This window comes from Halorubrum orientale, assembly GCF_059623105.1.
Window position 1 is genome coordinate 14197 of record NZ_JBSPSR010000015.1, and the last position, 17400, is coordinate 31596.

At 66.9% G+C, this 17400-nt stretch carries 14 protein-coding genes and 1 pseudogene; 6 read left to right on the forward strand and 9 right to left on the reverse strand.

Going from position 1 to position 17400, the window contains the following annotated elements:
- Nucleotides 1–169: 169 nt before the first annotated feature.
- Genes ACWUI7_RS13335 through mutS form a run of 3 tightly spaced genes read right to left on the reverse strand, consistent with a single transcriptional unit; the run spans nt 170 to nt 6520 of the window.
- The gene (locus ACWUI7_RS13335) at nt 170–1738 is read right to left on the reverse strand and encodes a DNA-directed DNA polymerase II small subunit (protein WP_496642696.1); all 1569 of its coding nucleotides are present in this window, start codon (nt 1736–1738) and stop codon (nt 170–172) included.
- Between the two features lie 59 nt (nt 1739–1797).
- The gene (mutL, locus tag ACWUI7_RS13340) at nt 1798–3585 is read right to left on the reverse strand and encodes a DNA mismatch repair endonuclease MutL (protein ID WP_496642697.1); all 1788 of its coding nucleotides are present in this window, start codon (nt 3583–3585) and stop codon (nt 1798–1800) included.
- On the reverse strand, nt 3575–6520 hold the full coding sequence (gene mutS, locus ACWUI7_RS13345; RefSeq protein ID WP_496642698.1) for a DNA mismatch repair protein MutS: 2946 nt from the start codon (nt 6518–6520) through the stop codon (nt 3575–3577). The genes mutL and mutS overlap by 11 nt, the downstream gene beginning before the upstream one ends.
- 307 nt (nt 6521–6827) lie before the next feature.
- Here mutS and ACWUI7_RS13350 point away from each other — a divergent pair, with 307 nt between their 5' ends.
- On the forward strand, nt 6828–7382 hold the full coding sequence (locus tag ACWUI7_RS13350; protein WP_496642699.1) for a J domain-containing protein: 555 nt from the start codon (nt 6828–6830) through the stop codon (nt 7380–7382).
- Between the two features lie 168 nt (nt 7383–7550).
- Nucleotides 7551–8459 carry a pyridoxal 5'-phosphate synthase lyase subunit PdxS gene (pdxS, locus tag ACWUI7_RS13355; protein WP_496642700.1) on the forward strand — a complete coding sequence of 303 codons (909 nt, stop codon included), beginning with the start codon at nt 7551–7553 and terminating at the stop codon, nt 8457–8459.
- An 89-nt stretch (nt 8460–8548) separates the two neighbouring features.
- Here pdxS and ACWUI7_RS13360 read toward each other — a convergent pair whose 3' ends face one another.
- Nucleotides 8549–9430, reverse strand: a complete 882-nt coding sequence (locus ACWUI7_RS13360) for a homoserine kinase (protein WP_496642701.1) — start codon at nt 9428–9430, stop codon at nt 8549–8551.
- A 100-nt stretch (nt 9431–9530) separates the two neighbouring features.
- Entirely contained in the window at nt 9531–9782 is a 252-nt protein-coding gene (locus ACWUI7_RS13365) for a DUF8006 family protein (RefSeq protein WP_496642709.1), read from the reverse strand.
- Nucleotides 9783–9930: 148 nt separating this feature from the next.
- On the opposite strand from ACWUI7_RS13365, the gene ACWUI7_RS13370 reads away from it, so the two are divergent.
- Nucleotides 9931–11223: a TIGR00341 family protein gene (locus ACWUI7_RS13370; protein ID WP_496642702.1), complete on the forward strand. Its 1293-nt coding sequence runs from the start codon at nt 9931–9933 to the stop codon at nt 11221–11223.
- A gap of 114 nt (nt 11224–11337) precedes the next feature.
- Nucleotides 11338–13227 (forward strand): formate/nitrite transporter family protein, encoded by a 1890-nt coding sequence (locus ACWUI7_RS13375; RefSeq protein WP_496642703.1) that lies wholly within the window; start codon nt 11338–11340, stop codon nt 13225–13227.
- Nucleotides 13228–13247: 20 nt separating this feature from the next.
- Here the strand turns inward: ACWUI7_RS13375 and ACWUI7_RS13380 are convergent, their stop codons facing one another.
- From ACWUI7_RS13380 to ACWUI7_RS13390, 3 genes are all read right to left on the reverse strand, one after another.
- Nucleotides 13248–14234 (reverse strand): NOG1 family protein, encoded by a 987-nt coding sequence (locus tag ACWUI7_RS13380; RefSeq protein WP_496642704.1) that lies wholly within the window; start codon nt 14232–14234, stop codon nt 13248–13250.
- Between the two features lie 54 nt (nt 14235–14288).
- Nucleotides 14289–14975 (reverse strand): DUF5828 family protein, encoded by a 687-nt coding sequence (locus tag ACWUI7_RS13385; protein ID WP_496642705.1) that lies wholly within the window; start codon nt 14973–14975, stop codon nt 14289–14291.
- A 61-nt stretch (nt 14976–15036) separates the two neighbouring features.
- The gene (locus ACWUI7_RS13390; protein ID WP_496642706.1) at nt 15037–15252 is read right to left on the reverse strand and encodes a DUF8007 family protein; all 216 of its coding nucleotides are present in this window, start codon (nt 15250–15252) and stop codon (nt 15037–15039) included.
- A gap of 102 nt (nt 15253–15354) precedes the next feature.
- Between ACWUI7_RS13390 and ACWUI7_RS13395 the strand changes: the two genes are divergently transcribed.
- Both ACWUI7_RS13395 and ACWUI7_RS13400 read left to right on the forward strand, forming a co-directional pair.
- Entirely contained in the window at nt 15355–15756 is a 402-nt protein-coding gene (locus ACWUI7_RS13395) for a cupin domain-containing protein (protein ID WP_496642707.1), read from the forward strand.
- Complete coding sequence (locus tag ACWUI7_RS13400) at nt 15749–16405, forward strand: DUF8052 family protein (RefSeq protein ID WP_496642708.1); 657 nt, start codon at nt 15749–15751, stop codon at nt 16403–16405. The genes ACWUI7_RS13395 and ACWUI7_RS13400 overlap by 8 nt, the downstream gene beginning before the upstream one ends.
- 98 nt (nt 16406–16503) lie before the next feature.
- Here the strand turns inward: ACWUI7_RS13400 and ACWUI7_RS13405 are convergent.
- A pseudogene (locus ACWUI7_RS13405) lies at nt 16504–17352 on the reverse strand (carbon starvation CstA family protein); the annotation flags it as partial.
- Nucleotides 17353–17400 lie beyond the last annotated feature (48 nt).

Below are 17400 nucleotides of genomic sequence, written 5' to 3' on the forward strand. Positions count from 1 at the left end.
GTGGCGCGACCCCTCCGCTGCGTCGTCTCTCACAGGTCCTCGTGGCGAACAGGCGACGCAGACCACCCTCTCCCGCGGCGGTGCGTCGCACTCCCGCCGTGTTCACCGCGGTCGGCTCTCAACGCACAGCGGTGGTGGCCGCGGTATCGTATATAACCGCTCGGTCGGCTCAACTGAACTTCCGCACGGTCATCTCCAACGTGTCGAGGTCTAGAATTGGGGCGTACCCCGCATCAGGCGAGATGTTCACCGAACGCTGGAAGTCGGTCTGCGCCTGCCAGCACCCCGAGTTGACCGCCAACACGCCGTGGTACTTCCCCCACCCGAGCTTGTGTACGTGACCGGTGTGAAAGACGTCCGGCACGGAGTCGATCACGAGGTAGTCACGCGACTCCGGGGCGACCCGCGTGTGCCCGCCGAACTGCGGCGCGACGTGTCGTTTTTTCAGGAGTTGGTACATCGCGCGATGTGGCTCGTCGTAGCTCGCCTTCTGTTCGGGGAGCTCGGCTATCACCTCGTCTAAAGAGACGCCGTGGTACATCAACACCTCGACGCCTTCGACGGAGACGGTCGCCGGGTTCGAGACGATCTGTGCGTCGTGGACGTCCATAATCGACCGGATCTCCTCGTCGAAGCCGGGCTGTGGCTCGGCAAGTCGCACGGCGTCGTGGTTGCCCGGAATCATCACGATCTCGGTGTCTCCCGGCACCTCTTTGAGATACTCTGCGAACAGCTCGTACTGCTCGTAGATGTCGACGACGTCGAGCTCCTCGTCTTGGTTCGGGTACACACCGACGCCCTCGACCATGTCGCCGGCAATGAGGAGGTACTCGACCGGCGCGGCCTCTGGGGTGTGAAGCCAGTCGGTGAAGCGGCTCCACGCGTCGGCCATGAACTCCTGGCTTCCGACGTGGATGTCTGAGATCAGCGCCGCCTGGACGTGTCTGTCGGCTCGACCGCTCGTTCGCGTCCGTGGAACGTCCGGGAAGTGGAGCGCGTCCGCAAAGAGGATCCCGGCGTCGTCGGCGAGCGTCCCTTGAACGGCGAGACACTCGTCTAAGAGAATCTCGTCGACGACGTCGGCGAGCCCCTTGTCTTTCATCACCAGCGCGGGAAACGTCCCCGTGCTGTCTTCGAGCTCGACCAGCCAGTGGCCCGACCGCGTCGACCGGACGTCGTTCACCAACCCGATCATCGCGGCGTCGCTGCCGCCGGCCATCGACGCGATCGCCTCTGCCGGCCGGTGGTTCACCCGCCCCCGGAGCATCGTCGAGAGCCGCTCGTACCGGTCCCGGAACGTCCGCACGAAGTCGGCGTACTCGCCAGTCCCCGTGCTCTGACCGGTCATGTCGTTGCCGACAGAGAGCTCCCGACGCGACGGGTCGCGATCGCTTTGAGGCGTGCCATCACCCTCGCGCCGGGCATCTCTACCGGCTGCGGCGCCACCAGCACGACCGGTCGCCGACGCTCGCCCGCTTGGTGACCCCTCCGTTTCGAGTGGAGATTCGGTCCGCTCACCCCCCTCGACGGCGGCGTCTCGGACGGGCTCCGTGGCGAGCACCGCCCGAACGTCTTCGGTCGTGATCCGAAGCGCATCGTCGGCGGCGTGCTCGACCACCGCCTCGAGCGCCGCCGCGGGGTCGGTGGCGCCTGCGAGAAGCGTCACAGCCTCGCGCTCGGCGTTGTAGCCACGGCTGGCAAGTTCGCTCACGACGCGTGTATTCGACTCCAGCGGCACGACCACATCGAACGCGCGAGCGACTCAAAACCGTTCCGGAGCGGCCGGGAGGAGGTCGCTCACCGCTCTCGATCGAAGGCGTCCGCGAGCGTCGTTTCCGGCACCGAGAGCACCGTCGGCCGACCGTGTGGGCACGCGTACGGCCGTTCACACTCACCTAAGCGGTCGAGGAGCGCGTCGACGTCGCTGCGGTCGATCGCGTCGCCCCGCTTCAGCGACGGGTGACACGCGAGATCAGCCAGCAGCGCCTCGCGGGCGTCACGCGGCGACCTTCCGTCGGTGAGTGCGCCCAAGACATCTCGTATCGACTCGGGGGCCGCCGCCCGACCGAACGGGGCCGAAACCGCCGACACACGGCGCGTGCCGCCACCGAACGACGCCGTCTCGAAGCCGAGCCGCGAGAGCGTCGTCGCGTGTGTCGTTGCGGCGGCCGCCTCGTCGGCCGACAGCGAGACGGTCGCCGGCGGGTCGAGCGTTGCGGTTGGAACGGCCTCGCCCTCGAAAGCACGCGCGAGCCGCTCGTAGTTCACCCGCTCGTGAGCGGCGTGTGTATCGAGGACGAGGAGCTCGTCGCCCGCCTCGACGAGCGCGTACAGCTCGGCGAACGTCCCGATCGGCGTTGCGTCGGCGAACGCTGACGACGTTCCGTCTGCCTCACCGACTGGTTCGAGGGCGGTGTCGAGGTCGGTGGCGACGTCGGCGCGACGCCTGAGGTCTGCTCCGGTGAGCGCGTCCGTGACGACTGACTCGACGGCCTCGGTCACCGCCGGTGCGTCCCGTAACCCGACCTCGCGCTTGGCTGGGTGGATGTTCGGGTCGACCCGTGCCGGCGGCACGCGAACGGTTACCGCGGCGACCGGCTCGCGGCCGTCCGGAAGCAGCCGCCCGTATCCCGCACGCACCGCACCGACGAGTTGATCGTCACGGACCGGTCGTCCGTTCACTGCAATCCGGATGTGGTCGTTCGACGCCCGGGTGATGGCCGGATACGCGAGCGCGCCGGCGACCGTCACGGGCGGTGATCCGTCCTCGTCCGTCTCGCGGTCACTGGGTAGAAAATGGTCGTGCGACTGACCGCCGTGTGATTGCGTGTCGACCCGGGCTTCGACCGTCGTCGATTGGCTCGCCGTCTCGCGGTCGTACACCCCGAGGAGCGCGGCCGTCACGCCGGTTCCAGGCGTCGATAGCGTCTGTGATCCGTCGTGTTCGAGCGTGAACCCAACCGTCGGATTCGCGAGCGCGTAGTCGATCACTCGCGCCGTGATCCGGTCGAACTCGGCACGCGTCCCTGCCAGCGACTCACGGCGGGCCGGCCGACTCGCGAACAGGTCTCGCACGACCACGGTCGTCCCACGTCCTCGGCCCGCATCGCTCACGCTCGGGTCCGCCTCGTTTCCCGGCCCAACCACAACGCGGGTGCCGACTCCGTCGCCATCGGACGTCGTGAGTTTGAGCGTTCCCGCGTCTGCGACCGCAGCCAGGGCCTCTCCCCGAAATCCGAACGAGTCGACGCCGACGGGGTCACCGTCCGGTGCGAGCTTGCTCGTCGCGTGACGCTTTACCGCGAGTCGTGCGTCTGCACGGGACAGCCCGTGGCCGTCGTCGGCGACTCGGATCCGATCGGTTCCGTCGCCGTCGACTGCGACCGTGATCCGTGATGCGCCCGCATCGAGCGCGTTGTCGACGAGTTCGGCGACGACCCGGGCCGGTCTGGTTATTACCTCGCCTGCGGCGATCCGATCGACGGTGGCCTGTTCGAGTCGTCGGACGCGTCCCCCTGGCTGGCCGTCGTTTCTGTGGGGCTCCCCATCGGCTCTGCGGGCGCCCTCGGGTGATTCACTCGGCATCGTCGACCCGCTGTTTGAGCTCGTGGAGCGTGTTTAACGCCGCCATTGGCGTCGTGCGTGCGAGGTTGAGGTCGCGGAGCGTTGCCGCCACCTCGGCTGGCAATCCCGTGGCGGCCGCCCCGTCGGATCCGCTTGGTGCGTTCCCGCTATCGCCGACGTCACCAGCATCACTGACGCCGCCAGCATCGCCGATGTTGCTAGCATCGTCGAGGTCGCTCGTCTCCACCAGCTCGCGCGAGCGCTCAACGACTGAGCGCGGCACACCGGCGAGCTCGGCGACCTCGACGCCGTACGACGCTGAAGCCGCTCCCGGGACGACCCGATGGAGGAACGTCACGTCGCCGTCCTCGCGGGTCGCGGTGAAGTGGAGCGTGGTGACGCGCTCATGTGTCTCCGCCAGCGCAGTGAGGTCGTGGTAGTGGGTCGCAAACAACGTGGTCGCGCCGAGCTCGTCGTGAATGAACTCTACAGCCGCCTGCGCGATAGCCCGCCCATCCGTCGTCGCGGTGCCGCGCCCGACCTCGTCGAGTAAGACCAGCGAGTCCGGCCCGGCGTCGTGGAGAATCTCGGTGAGCTCACGCATCTCACGCATGAACGTCGACTCTCCGCCGGCGATGTCGTCAGAGGCGCCAACCCGCGTGAACACGCCGCGTACGACCGGCAGCCGTGCCGCCTGCGCCGGGACGAACGATCCGACCTGCGCGAGCACGACTGTGAGTGCGACCTGTCGCATGTACGTCGACTTGCCGCTCATGTTCGGGCCTGTGATCACTGCGACCGCCCCGCGCGACAGCGTGGCGTCGTTCGGGACGAACTCCGCGGTCGTCCGTTCGACGACCGGGTGTCGCCCGCCGTCGATCTCGATGCCCGCGCCGGCATCCGCACGCAGCTCTGGACGAACGTAGTCGGCCTCGACGGCGACCGTTGCGAGTGACGTCAGCGCGTCGAGTTCGGCCAGCGCCCGGGCGAGCGCCTGAATACGCTCGGTCTCGGCGGCGACCCGCTCGCGAACGTCGACGAACAGCTCGTACTCGCGGGCATCGGCACGGGCGGTTGCACCGAGGATCGACTCCTCGCGCTCTTGTAACCCGGGGGTGACGTAGCGCTCGCTGTTCTTGAGCGTCTGGCGGCGCCGGTAGTCGTCCGGCACCCGGTCGCGGTTCGCGTCGGTCACCTCGATGTAGTAGCCGTGCACCTCGGTGTGGCCGACCGACAGCGAGTCGATACCGGTTCGCTCGCGCTCGCGAGCCTCGAGGTCGGCGATCCACTCGCGGCCGGCCCGTGCCGTCGCCCGGAGCTCGTCGAGGTCCGCGTCGAATTCGTCGCGGATCACCCCACCGTCTGTCACCTCCTGTGGGGGGTCGGCAACGATTGCCTCGGCGATCAGGTCCCGGACCTCGACGAGCTCGTCGAGCCGCTCGCGAAGGTCCTGGAGATGCGCGGTTCGCGGGCCAGCGGTCGCCGACGACTCGGGGTCATCCGTGTCGGTAGCTGCGTCACCAGCGTCTCTCGGGCCGCCGTCGCCGTCGGGCGACACAGCCAACACCGCCCGCAGGTCTGGGACGACCGCCAGCGTGGCGTGAAGCGACCGGAGGTCTCTGGCGTCGGCTCGCCCGCGAGAGACCCGCGCGACGAGGCGCTCGAGATCATAGGCGGTCGAGAGGGTATCGGCGACTGCCGTTCGCACGAGTGGGCGGTCGACGAGCGCGTCGACCGCGTCGTGTCGCGACCGGATCGCGTCGGCGTCGACGAGCGGCCGCCTGAGCCACCGCTCGAGACACCGCCGTCCGAGCGCACAGCTCGTCTCGTCGAGCGTCTCGAACACCGTGTCGCTCGCGCCGAGCCCGCGGTTCTCGAACAGTTCGAGGCTGCGCTGGGCCGCCGCGTCGAGCCGGAGGCGCGCGTCCGGCTCGTACCGCCGGACCCGTGAGACGTACTCGAGCGGACCGTCATCACCCTGCGTGTACTCGGCGTAGGCCAACACCGCACCCGCCGCCCGGAGTGCCGCGTCGGTCTCGAGTCGACGCTCGAGGGCCCCGCCGTAGGGCGCGAGCCGCTCGACAGCGGCATCCCGCCCGAAGACGGTCGGGTCGTGTCGATGGATCGCCCGGTCGGGATCGCCGGCGCGCGGGTCGAAGTCGCCGATGGCGAGCGGCTCCGCCATCGTCGGTGATACACCCGGTTCGGTGCTGGTCGGGTCGGTGCTGGTCGGATTAGGGCCAGACGGTTCACCGTCGGTCGATCCAGTTGTGTCCGAGCTCACCCCTTCCGCGTTCGGCTCTGTGTCGAGCCCGGGGCCGACGATCAGCTCGGCGGGGGCGAGTCGGGCGACCTCCTCGGTCACCGTCGTGGGGTCGCCATCGGTGACGAGACACTCCCCGGTGGTGACGTCGACGACCGCCAGCCCGAGCGTCGGGGCGGCCCGATCGTCGGTGTGGGTGTCGCTGCCGCTGTCGTCGCTGTCGGCATCATCGCCGACTCTCTCACACGCGACCGCTCCGACATACGTCGTCGTGCCCGACTCGACTAACTCGTCGTCGACGGCGGTCCCGGGGGTGAGTACCTCAGTCACTGCGCGGTCGACGAGGCCGCTCGTCGCCGCGGCGTCTTCGACTTGGTCGGCGAGGGCGACCCGGTAGTCGGCCTCGAGCAACGACTCGAGGTACGACGCGGCGGCGTCGATCGGGATCCCCGCCATCGGGTAGGTCCCAGTCGAGTCGGATCGTTCGGTGAGCGTTACCTCACAGACGCGGGCGACCGTCTCAGCCGCCTCACAGAACGCCTCGTAGAAGTCACCGACCTGGAACAACACGAGGGCGTCCTCGTGGGCGGCACACAGGTCGGCGTACTGCGAGAGCATCGGCGTGAGCGACGCTCGCGCCGTGGCGATCCCGGGTGGGACCCCCGTGACCGCGGCTCGATCCGACGGTGACATACACGCATCCGGGGCGGCCGCAAATATAAACGACACGGGGTTTAGAGGACTGCTCCGATCGGCTGTGCACGCATCCATCCGCGGATATTGTATGGCATAGGCTGACACCGTATGCCTCCATCCGCTGGCCGGGTGACGCTCACCGTCTGCACGACCATCGCCGTCGTTGCGACCGCCGAGTAGCCTCTCTGTCAGTGATATTTTCGCTCTGCACTCGTATGAGCTGTGGTCGTTGGACTCACTTTTGACACGCATCTGAGGCGCTGACACCCGAGACGCTTACAGTCATCCACGCCCCACTACGACCGTGTCGAACCGCACGATCATCGTCGGGATGGCCGCGACATTCGCGGGGCTCACGGCCCTGCTCGTCGTCGCCGGCGTCGTCGTGAATCCGATCCTCCTCGCGGTCGCCGTGCCAATTGGGGCCGCGGCCTACTTGCTATGGTACCACGCCAGCGGCCGGCTCCAAGCACAGATCCACCGCGAGGCAGACCGATTGGGCCCAACAGAGCGGGAGCGCGCCCGCCAGCGCGCACGAGCCGCGGAGAACCGCCGCGACGCCTACCGAACGGCCGGCACAGCCGGGTCCGGGGCGCGCGGGGCAACCACAGGCGGCCGAACCGGAAGTCGGTGGGCTGGGACCGCCGGTACTGGCGACCCCCGAGATCGCGCCCCGCGAACGACCGGGATGTCTGAACGCGAGGCGTACGCCACGCTCGACCTCGACCCGACCGCCGACGCAGACGCCGTTCGCGCCGCGTACCGCGACCGCGCCAAACGGCTTCACCCCGACGCAGAGACCGGCGACGAGGAGGCATTCAAGCGACTGAACCGCGCGTACGACCGCCTCTCTGACTGATCGCCGGCTCAGACAGCGGCCGCGGCCGGGCCGCGGCCGGGCCGCTGTCACCGACCGGTTCACCCCGACCGCGTTCTCGACAATCTCCACACCCCGCGAACCGCGTCGATCGCCGTCATACCCCCCGGAAAACGACCTGTTAAGTGGAACGGGCCCGTATCAATATACATGCCAGAGGAAACGGATCTGGAGGAGCTGAAGCGGGGCACTGAGCTCATCAAGCGCGGCTTCGCACGCATGCAAAAAGGCGGGGTCATCATGGACGTCGTCAACCGCGAGCAGGCCCGCATCGCCGAGGATGCCGGTGCGGTCGCCGTGATGGTGCTCGAGCACGTTCCCGCGGATATCCGCAAGCGCGGCGGTGTCGCTCGGATGCCCGATCCCGAGCGCGTTCCGGGGATCATCGAGGAGGTCTCGATTCCCGTCATGGGGAAGTCGCGTATCGGCCACCGGAAAGAGGCCGAGATCCTGGAGGCGCTCGGCGTCGACATGATCGACGAGAGCGAGGTGCTCACCCCTGCTGACGACGAGTACCACACCGACAAGCGCGACTTCACGTCACCGTTCGTCTGTGGTGCGCGGAACCTCCCCGAGGCGCTCCGCCGGATCCACGAGGGCGCGGCGATGATCCGCACGAAAGGCGAAGCCGGCACCGGCGACGTCAACCAGGCGGTCAAACACCAGCGCACGATCAAAAATCAGATTCGGACGCTCACAGGCCTCAACCACGAGGAGCGTGAGAAGTGGGCCCGCGAACATGGTGCCCCCCGCGACCTCGCACACGAGACCGCCGAGGCCGGCCGGCTTCCGGTGGTCAACTTCGCGGCCGGCGGCATCGCGACGCCCGCAGACGCCGCCCTCATGATGTACCACGGTTGTGACGGCATCTTCGTCGGCTCCGGTGTCTTCGGCGCCGAGGACCCTGAAGCGATGGGCACCTCCATCGTCGAGGCCGTCAACAACTGGGACGACTCCGAGGCGCTCGCCCGCATCGCGAGCGGCAGCGGCAAGGGGATGAAAGGCCAGTCGAACGCCGACATGGAAGAAGCGGAGATGCTGCAGGGTCGCGGCGTCTAAGTCGGTCGAAGCGCATATTCTTCACGTTTTTCAGCACAACCGTCTGGATCGTCTGATACGGCCAGCGACAAAATCCAGCCACGACCGTCTCACCCGTCGATGATAGTCGCCCCGCGGCCGATCTCTGTCTGGTAGGCGCGTGCGTTGACGCCAGCGTCACCGAAGGCGTCGAGCATCGCGGCCGCGATCGCCTGGCGACTCCCGGGGCGGCAGGCGGCGACGATGGCCGGCCCGGCGCCGCTCACCGTGACACCGGTCGCGCCAGCCGCAAGCGCAGCGTCGTGGACCGCCTCGTAGCCGGTAATAAGCGCCGCGCGCTCAGGTGTCACCACCGGGTCAGCCATCCCCGTCCCGACGAGCTCCGGGTCGGACCGACACATTCCGACCGTGAGCGTGGCCGCGTTGCCGACGGTTGCGACGAACGCTTCCATCGACGCGGTCTCGGGGACGACACGCCGGGCGTCTCGGGTCGAGACGGCGACGTCTGGCAGGCACACGACGAGTGGAATCGACGCGTCGACGCTGTGGGTGCCGTCGGCGGTCGTGACGGTGAAGCCACCGAGCAGGGCGGGGGCGACGTTGTCCGCGTGGGCGACGCCCGAGACGACGGCCTCACCCTCTGCAGCTATCGGCACAAGCGCCTCTCTCGAGTGCCCGCGATCGTAGAGTCGGTTGAGCGCGACGGCGGCCGCGGCGGCGCTGGCTGCCGACGACCCGAGCCCCGAGGCCGGCCTGACGCCCTTGTCGATGTGGATGTGCGCCGGGGCGTCGAGCGCCTCGACGACGGCCCCGACGGTGTTGCCGTCAGGGTCTTCCGGGATGTACTGGGCGCCGACCCCCGTCACCTCGATCGTCGTTCGGTCGGCCCGCTCGACGGTGACGACGTCGGCGGGTCGCGAGAGCGCCGCCCCGAAGACGTCGAAGCCGCTCCCGAGGTTGGCGCTAGTGGCGGGTGCCCGTACCGTAACCATGCGGAGGCGTAACTCTCGGGCGTGAAAAAGGAGCGGGATCGCCGCCGGCGGTGGGGTGGTCGCTTGACTGCCTGCAGCGTCAGGTCGTCGTGTGGTCAGATCACGAGTCGGCGGTCGTCCACAACAGCGGGCCAACGACCACGAGCCCGATGCCGAAGAGGATGTACGTCGCCGGCATCGTAGAGAACGGCGAGATCGTGAATATCACGCCGAAGGTGATAACCACCGCGGCGATCACCTTCCGCGACTTCAGCGGGAGTGTGCCGAGCAGCGAGAGGACGAAGGTGAGCAACAGGACGTGCCCGAGGTGATAATCGAGCAGGAACGTGTCGATGACCAGCGGCGAGAGCATCTCACCGAGAGGTGGGTACGATTTACTCATTAACGTTCCGCTTCGCTCGACCCACCGAACGCCCCGTCCGTGACGGCCCGCTGTCAACCCGGCACCAACTTGCTGCTGTGCCCCCGACATATATGTTGGATCCACGAGATGCACACCCGTGCGACTCGTTCAGGTCACGATTCCGACCGGCAGGCGGGACGCGGTCGTCCGCACGCTCGATGACGAGGGGGTCGACTACATCGTCACCGACGAGACGGGAAACCGTGAGGTCGCAGCCGTGGCGACGTTTCCGCTGCCGCAGGCGGCCGTTGAGCCGGTCCTCGAGCGGCTTCGGGAGGTCGGCATCGACGAGCGAACCGTCACAGTCGTTGTCGCCGCTGAGACCATCGTTTCGGACCGGTTCGACGAACTCCAAGCCGAGTACGCCGAGGTAGCCGAACGGGAGGAAGACCGCATCTCCCGACAGGAGCTCCAGACGAAAGCCGAGGAGCTCGTGTCTGGCACCCAGACGTTCGTCCTGATGACGGTGATATCGGCAGTAATCGCGACCGCTGGACTCCTTCTTGACTCAGCGGCTACCGTTGTCGGGTCGATGGTGATCGCCCCGCTCATCGGGCCCGCGATGTCGGCAGCGATTGGTACGGTTGTGGACGACGAGGCGTTGTTTCGACGCGGCGTCCGGATGCAACTCGGTGGGGTCCTCGTCGCCGTTACTGCGGCGACGCTGTTCGCCGTCACGCTCCGGTCTACCGGGCTTGTTCCGCCCGAGCTCGACCCGCTCGAGCTCGCCGAGGTGTCCGAGCGACTCGCACCGAACGTCCTCGTGCTCGCGGTGGCGATCGGTGCTGGCGTCGCCGGGATCGTCTCACTTATGCGGGGCGTCTCCGCCTCACTCGTCGGCGTGATGATCGCCGTGGCACTCATCCCGCCCGCGGCGGCCGTCGGCGTCGGAATCGCCTTCGTGATCCCGCGACTCATGATCGGTGCTAGCGTCATCGTGGCCGTCAACCTCCTCTCGATCAACCTCGCCGCGCTGGTCGTCCTCTGGTACGAGGGGTACCGCCCCGAGCAGTGGTTCCGCGAGGACCGAGCGCGCTCGGCGCTTTTCAAACGCGTCGCCGTCCTCGTGGTCGCCATCGCGCTGTTGAGCGTCTTCCTCGGCGGCGTCACCTACGACTCGCACACCGCGACGACGACCGAAGCCGAGATCCGCGACGCCGTCGGCGCGGAGCTCTCGACGCTAGAGGGCGACGCGACCCTCGTCGAACTCCGTATCGAGCGCACTGGGACGCTTCCGCCGCTGGAGACCGAGCGGGTCGTCGTGACCGTCGGCGCCGGCGGGACAGCCTCGATCGATGGCTTCGCCGACACCCTTGCCGACCGCATCACGGCGGTCACCGGCGAGGACCCGACCGTTGAGGTGCGACTCGTAACGGTCGACCGGGCGTGAGCGTCGGCCACGAGCCTCGTCTGCTGTCGCCGGCGATCCCTCGGCTACCCCTTGCAATGGCCGCGTTGTCCAGAAGAGCAACCTCTTTGTGTCGTCCACCCCCGTTTGCACGCAGTGACCCCGTCATCAGGCCGTGACGACGACTCCGTCCGGGAGGTAGTCGAGCGATCGAAAAGCGGTGCGCCGGCCGTTGGCGAGGCGGTCAGAGACCGGTTCTCTTCCGACGAGGTGTTCCAGCGTATTGTCGCTGCCGCCGACGAGGAGGTCACCTCGGGCAGTCGGGAGCTCTTTTTCAGCGGCGTCGCCGCTGGGCTCGCCATCACGATCACGTTCCTGTTGTACGTTTCGTTGACCGCTTCGACCGACGGCCACCCGCTTTTGAGCGTGCTGTTGTACCCGCTCGGGTTCGTCTACATCATCCTCGGCGGCTACCAGCTGTACACAGAAAATACCCTGCCGCCGGTGGCGCTGACGCTCGAACGGCTCGCGAGCCTCCCGACGCTCTTGCGTCACTGGAGTATCGTGCTCGCAGGGAACTTCGCCGGTGGCGTCGTCGGCGCGCTCGTTCTCTCGTACGGTGGCGTCTTCTCGGGTGACGCCGTCGACGCGGCGATCTCGGTGTCGAGTAAAGGTCTCTCCGTCGGGTTCTGGCCGTTGTTCTTCAAGGCCGCGATGGCCGGGCTCATCGTCGCCGGCGTCGTCTGGGTCGGTTTCGCCTCCACCAACTCAGTCACCCGCCTGTTCGTGGTCTATCTCGCGTTCCTCGCGATCCCCCTCGGTAATCTCTACCACGTCGTCGTCTCGTTCACCGAGGTGGTGTACCTCCTCTTTGCGACCCGTCTCGGCCTTTACGCGGGTGATCTCTCGCTTGTAGCCGGCTTCACAGAGTTCGTTCTCCCAGTGTTACTCGGGAACACCATTGGCGGCGTCGTACTCGTGACGCTTGTGAACTACTTCCAGACGAGCGAGGAACGACTCGAGGAGGCGCGGTTCGAGGGGGTGACCCGACGGCTCTCGATACCGGAGTGGACGTTCGGCCGGGCGTTCGGTCGATCGTACGTGCCGATCCTCGACACCGCGGAGGCGGCGTTGTTCGCCGACGAGGGCTATCGGGTGATGGTCCCCGTGGCGAATCCCCGGACCGACGAGTCGATCGTTGAACTCGCAAGCGCTCTCGCGAGCGGCCACGAGGACGGCCTCGTCCACATCGTCCACGTGGTACAGACCCCGAATCGGGTCCCCGACGACACCCGCGCCAACGAGCGGATCGAAGACTCCTCTGAGCGACAACTTGCCGCCCTTCGTGACACCGCAGAGGGGTACGGCGTGCGCGTCGACACCAGTACGATCGTCTCACGCTTCTCGTTCGAGGAGGTGTTCGCGATGGCCCGCCGGACGCGGCCGGAGACAGTGGTGATGGGCTGGGGCGACGATCACCTGTGGAGCGCGGCGCGCGCCGAGCGGCCGATCGCAGAGATCACAAATCAGCTCCCGTGTGACTTTCTCGTGTTGAACGACCGCGACCTCGATACCTCCGAGATCCTCGTGCCGACGGCTGGTGGCCCGGACTCCGCGCTCGCCGCCGACGTCGCGCGCAGTCTCGCTCGGACTGCCGGATCGGCAGTCAGGCTGCTCCACGTCGTTGACGACGCGACGGAGCGAGCCGCCGGCGAGCAGTTCCTCACCGAGTGGGCGAACGCACACGATCTCGACACTGCAGAACAAACGGTCGACGAGAGCGGCGACATCGAGATGGCCATCGAGCGGGTGGCGACCGGCAGCACGCTCATCATTATCGGCGCGACGGAGAAGGGGCTACTCTCGCGGCTGGTTGCCGAGTCGTTACACCTCGACGTGGCGAGCACGGTCGACTGCTCGGTACTGCTCGCAGAACGCCCGCATCACCGCACGCTTCGAGCACGGCTCTTCGGTCGCGGCCAGCGGGCAGTTGGGGGCGCGAACCGCGTCGAGCCCACCGAGACCGACCCAATCGACGCCGAGTGAGAAGTTGGTTTGACGACTCCTCAGGAACCGTTGCCATCCCGCGTCGGCAGCGGCGGCTCGTACGCCGCCGCGTCGACAGCCAACTCAAGTACCGCATCGACGTTCTCGTTTTCGGTGACACTCATGGTCGCATCGACTGCAGCGTCGACGTCGTCGAACCGGTCGTGTTTGTTCGCGACGGTGAGAACCGGCGCTGACGCATCGAAACGGTCACACACCTCTTCGCGGAGCTCGAGTTGGACGTCGATCGGGTAGCCGCAGTCGCCGGAGGGGTCGACCACGACGAGGACGACGTCAGCGAGGTGGGTCAACGCGCTCACGGCCTGCCGCTCGATGTCGTTGCGCTCGGCGTCCGGCCGGTCGAGCAGCCCCGGTGTGTCGACAATCTGGTACCGGAGGTGGTCCTGCTCGAAGTGTCCGAGCGCGACGCCACGGGTCGTAAACGGATACTCGGCGATCTCGTTCGACGCCCTCGTGACGTGATTGACGAACGACGACTTTCCTACGTTCGGATAGCCTGCGACAACGATTGCGGGTTCTTCAGGCCTGACGTCTGGGAGGTCGCGTAACTCATCGCGTGCGTCACCGACATACCGGAGGTCAGATTCGATCTGTTCCATCACGTCGGCCATTCGCGCGAACGCCTGTTTGCGGTGTTTTCTTGCCGTCTCGAGGTTCGCGTTTCGGACCTTCGTGGTGTACTCGTCGCGGAGCGATTCGATCTGCCGGCTCGCCCACATCACCTGTGAGAGCGCCTGTCGAAGCCGATCGACGTCGACGATAGCATCCGCAAGCTCGTAGTAGAACGGGTCGACGTCGAAGCCAAAGTCGGGCCACGACACGACTACGTTCTCGAGGTTGTCCGAGAGCACGTTTCCGGCCGTTCGCAGCATCGACTCCTGAGCGTCTCGACCGTGTTTGGCGCGGCCGGCTCGCGACGCCCGCGAGAACGCTTTGTCGACGAGCTCCGTGGAGCGAGGGGTCGTCGGGAGCCCTTCGAATATCATACCGCCGGGTACCCCGCCAAGACGTATAAGGGCGTCCGTTCTCTCACCTCTGCTTTAGGTCATCGTCGAGTTCGGGCCGCCCTCGTCGTCTGGGGGCTCGACACCCTCGGCGGCAGCAACGTCTTCGGTTCGCTTCTCCGTTTCGACGTGCCATCGGTCGATCTTGCTCTCGTACGCCGCGAGGATATCACTCACGCGTGATTTCAACTCGTCGTCGTTGACGTTCACCTCGAAGACGAACTGCTCGCCCGGGTCGCTCCGATTTACTTGGGTGACGTTGGCGCTTACGAGCTCGTTGTCAAAGTAGTACGGCGCAACCTGGGTCATCACCTTCCGGTACACCGTGTCCTCGACCTTTCGGATCGCCTTCCGACTCGCGGAGTCGGCCGCCCGCGCAACGTGGGTGATCGATTCGCCCCAGTGCTCTACGGCTCCCTCGGTATCGTCGGCTTCGACACGCTCGTAGGACTCGCTGAGCTTCTCGCCGGCCGTCTGGAGGTCCTCACCCGGCGTCTTGCCCGCCTTCTCGCCTTCGCCCTCGCCGACGGACGCCTGTGCGGCGGTCTTCTCGGAGACGTCCTCGTCTATCCGCTCGTGGGTCTTCGGGCGCCAGTCGTCGAAGTCGTGGAAGGCGTCGCCGTCCACGCCGGCCTCCCGGAGCGCGAGCGTGATCCGCTCGCCGTGTTCGACGACGTCACCCCAGTCCCCGCGTTGTTTGAACCCGGAGATACTCTCGTCCATTGGCTACCGATCGGCAGGGCACGGAGGCGTATAAGTCTCCTCGTCGGTCAGGGTGGCCGGCTCACCGTCCGTAGGTGAGCCGATGGACAGCGTCGTCCAGCCAGCCCTTCACGTCGGCGAGTACACCCGCCGGCGACACGCGTCGAATCGCCGCCTCGTCGACTTCGATCCGCGCGTCGCCGAACGGGTCGCGGTCCTCATCGCCGTCGACGGCGTCGACCACGGTCGACATCGCACACCGGCCACACGCCTCCGTCCGTCCGTCGGTGTCGCTCATATTCGTTCAACATATACTTTCGACGGCCAGCTACAAAACGGTACCGACGGGGGTCCTCGCGGCTCTCGACGCGTTTTTATCGCTCGTGTGAGTTCCATCCCCATGGGATACCGAGTCGTCGACACGACGGCCGTTGAGCCAGAGCCGGAGCGGCCCTCAACGTGTCGGAAGCTGGCGGACCCGGCGGGGCTCGACGAGCTGGCGCTCAACCACTTTCGTGCGGCGCCGGGCGAGCAAGTCCCGCTCGCGTACCACTACCACGAGACCCAACAGGAGGCGTTTTACGTTCTCTCGGGGACGCTCGTCGTCGAGACCCCAGACGAACAGTACACCGTCGAAGCCGACGAGTTGCTCGTCATCGACCCGGGGAGTCCTCAGCGCGCGCACAACCCCGAGACGGCCGATACGGCGGTCGAGCTGTTAGCGATCGGCGCGCCACCCGTCGCGGGCGACGCCGTCGTCTACGAACCGAGGGCGACCGACACCAATCCCGACGATGAGTGAGACGGATACGGGCGACGAGGAGTCGCCATCGAAGCCGGGTACCGCACCGCGTCGTCCGCCGGAGGATCTCCCCGCGGAGATTCGCGAGGCGGTCCCCGACTACGACGACGAGTACCTCGACCGCGTCTCTGACCGACTGTTGTACAGCTATGACCTCGATCGCGACGTCGTCGTCGACGGCGAACGGTTCGCGCTCGCCGCAGAGATGCGGATGCGGAGCCAGAAGCAGTTCCTGCACCCGGCGTTGAGCTACGCCGACCACGAGACCAACGAGTACCTCTTCGCTCGCCGTGTCGACCGCCCGACCGTCGCCGAACTCGAGCGACTGGTCACGCTCGGACACACGATCGCCGACGAGCGCGTCGAAGGCGACGAAGAACACTACGGCACCGACATTACCTTCGTCGTCGTCGCCGAGACGATTCCGGCGGCGGTCACCGACTTCGTCGACGGCTTCCGCGATCGAACGTTGCTCACGTTCGGCTACTACGGCCACTACGAGGTGAACCTGATCGTCGTCGCACCTGATACAGAGCACATCGTCGACAGCGAGGCCGCGACGGTGACGGATGCGTTCCGGCTGTGGGAGCCGGTCGAACCGCCCGAAGAGGGGTTCTTCTCGCGGCTCGCCAAGCGCTTCTGGCGGTGAGCCACATCGAACGGGCGCGGTGACGCATAGGACGTCGACGCGCGTCACGGGCCTACCGACCGAAGACGCGTCAAAAAAGAACCGCCGTGTCCGTGCGCTCAGTCGTCGCTCGGCTCTGCGGTCGGCGTATCGCTGCTACGGACCGACCGGAGATTGCCGAGGCCGATTCGGACGAGCGACAGTGCGAGTCCGATCAACACGAGCCCCAACACCAGCTGCGTGGCCGAGGAGATCTGTGCGCTCAGCGTCTCGGCACCGCCCTGTAGCAGGTTCTGGTAGAGGTTGTTGTACAGCGCGATCCACGCCAGCCCGAGCACCGTGATCGTCACCATGATCGCCATCGGCAGGCCGGTGGAGACGAGCTGTTTGGACTCGTCCCAGTTGGCGAGCCAGACAGTTGCGGTGAGCAGCGCGAGCGCGGCGAGCAGCTGATTCGCCCCGCCAAAGAGGCCCCACAGTGTGGCCCACTGTCCCGAGAGGACGAGCGCGTACGCGACACCGACTTGAATGAGCGGGTTGGTGTAGCGGCCACGCGCGATGTCACCGAACCCACCGGAGACACCCGTCACTGTTGAGCCACTCGGTGCGCCGACGATCTCCTCCATCATGTAGCGGCCGAGGCGGACAGCCGTATCTGTGGAGGTGAGCAGGAAGCTCACGAGCACGAGCGCCATGAACACCGACCCAACCGCGACCGGGACGCCGAAGCTCGTGAGGATGATCCCGCCGCCCTCGGCGAAGTTCGGCAGTGCGCGACCGATACCGCCACCGGCGGTGACGCCGGCGACTGCGAGCGTCGAGAGCGCGAGCGCGGCAAGGAGTCCCTCACCGAGCATCCCGCCGTAGCCGATGAGCCGGGCGTCACTTTCTTTATTCCAGGGTGTCATAGAACAGTTCACATACCAAAGAGCAGGGTGAACGCTGAGGTGGAATGAGTTCAGCGACCCTGCAGGATGATCCTTCGGTAGAATCGTTCTTCAATGTCGTGGAAACGG